The sequence below is a fragment of the Glycomyces salinus genome (assembly GCF_016428645.1).
Classification (GTDB): Bacteria; Actinomycetota; Actinomycetes; order Mycobacteriales; family Micromonosporaceae; genus Glycomyces; species Glycomyces salinus.
Map to the genome: position 1 here is coordinate 1 of NZ_JAELXW010000176.1, position 2,147 is coordinate 2,147.

2 protein-coding genes are annotated in these 2,147 nt (G+C 63.4%); both read left to right on the plus strand.

Annotated elements, in window-relative coordinates; translation table 11 throughout:
• The coding region (locus JFB92_RS25950) for a hypothetical protein (protein WP_233163792.1) at positions 1 to 314 on the plus strand (314 nt) is incomplete at its 5' end.
• A 740-nt stretch (positions 315 to 1,054) separates the two neighbouring features.
• Positions 1,055 to 1,813, plus strand: coding sequence for a transposase (locus JFB92_RS24895; protein WP_199044640.1), 759 nt, complete (start codon positions 1,055 to 1,057; stop codon positions 1,811 to 1,813).
• Positions 1,814 to 2,147 lie beyond the last annotated feature (334 nt).

The window sequence follows — 2,147 nt, forward strand, 5'->3', positions numbered from 1 at the left end:
TCATTGAGTACGCAATATCTGCCTTGAGCTACGAAGGAGCTAGCGGAATTGTTAACTGTAGCAGGCGATTGCTAGATAGCTGCGGTCTTATAGATTCTCGCCTTGCGGAGATCTCTTCTAGTCCAGAAGATATCGAAGAACATGAAGTGAATGCTCAGCTCCGCCAACTCGAGTTTATCGGTCAGAATCATGAATCCATCGAGCGCACGAAGATGGTTTACCAGGAATCAAGGAGCATTGCTTTGAGTCGCATGACGATAATTTGCGATAAATTTGCCACTGAGCTACCAGATCTTACCCTGCCTGTTTCATGAGTGCTGATCGGGTTGGGGTGTCGTGACGCGAGAAGTGCCTTTCTACCTGCGATGATATGGGTGTCGAGTCCATAAGTACCACCGCAGGGAAAGGCACTCTGAGAGTGAACGGTACTGGTTCGCGACCCAGGTTGCAGGTAGGCGGCGAGTTCGACGGCCTCGTTGGGCGTGTCGGAACGCGTCTGGTCGCTGACCGGACCGGTCTGACCACCGCCCTGGTAAACGCGCTCGATCCCGGTGGCAGGAAACGCGATCACGCTCCGGTCGGGTCGCGGTCGGCCTCGTCGACGGTGGTTCGTGCATCGAGGGTCTGGCCGCACTGCGGGCCGAGCCGGACCTGTTCGGACCGGTGGCATCGGCCTCGACGATCTGGCGGAGCCTCGGCGACATCAATGCTCCAGCGACCGAGCGGATTCGTGCCGCTCGTGCCGCGTCGCTGGGGCGGACTGCGGACCTTGCCGGGTGTGGCGGTGCGCCCCCGCCAGTGGCCGCGGCCGGCGGCCAGATGACGGCGACGGTCATCGATTTGAACGCCACGATCACCTGCTGCCGAACGGAGAAGGAAGGCGCGGTCCTGACCTGGAAACGGACGTTCGGGTTTCATCCGCTCATGGCCTCGTGCCCGAACCTGGACTGCTTTCGTCGTCGGGAAGCCCCGCCCGGGCAACGCCGGATCCAACACCGCATCCGACCACATCGACGTACTCTTCGACGCCTTCGCCTCGCTCCCGAACGAGTGGATGGACGGCCCGATTCGGGTATGGTGCGACACGGCGGGGTTCACACACGACTTCCCGGCCCAGATATGTGCCCTCCGAGCCGACACCGACACCGATGATCGTGCGGGTCTTGATATCCGGTTCTCGGTCGGCGTCTGGATCGACGCCGTCATCCAGGCGGCGATCGTCGCAGTGCCCGAGGACGCCTGGTCCGCCGCGACCCGACCTGACGGCACGCGGCCAGACGGTCGAGATCACCGACCCGGCCCGCGCGACCACCCCCGACTGGTACGCCCCCTGGCCTGCGGGTATGCGGCTGATCGCCCACAGGGAGCGCCCCACCCCGGCGCGAAACTCACGCTCTGGGAGGCGGCCACCGGCTGGCGCCACCAAGTTGTCGCCACCGACATCCCGGCGAGCGAGACCGTCTCGGCCCAGCGTGAGGAGGCCGAGCACCGCCAGCACGCGGTCGTCGAAGACCGTATGCGCCAAGGCAAGCAGATGGATCTGCGACTGCTGCCATCTCGGCTCTGGCACATCAACACCGCATGGCTGGTGTTGGTCGTGGTCGCCGATCAATTCGCGGCGGCCACCCGCCTTCTCGGCTTCGACCAAGCCGACCCGATGCGCAACGCCGAGATCAAAGGGCTCCGCTACCGGATCCTCCACGTCCCTGGCCGCCGCTCCTACCTCCACCTGCCCCCGGGCTCCTGGCCATCTCTGGGAAGCCTGCGCACTGCCTGGGCCCGGATCTGCGCCATCCCTATCCCGGCCGCCTGAACCACGCCGCCACACACGCTCGCCAAGCCCGAACCCGACAGCCGCAACCGAACCGCCCCAGGACAAACCACACTACACGACGTCGGGACCGTTCACCCTGGCCCGCAACCGAAACCGATGAACGGGATTAACCTCTCAAACTTCACGAGTGATCGAGACTAGAGGAGCGTCTTCACCATACCTAGCGTCGGAGCCGAGCGCGTCCCCCGGAATGCCGAATCGGCGACCACTTCGGAGCCGCCGATGGGCAGCTGAGGCGGGGGAGTTCTGGTCATAACCAGTGATAGCCAAACCCGGATCATTTGATATGAGATGTAACTGCCTATATGTCCGA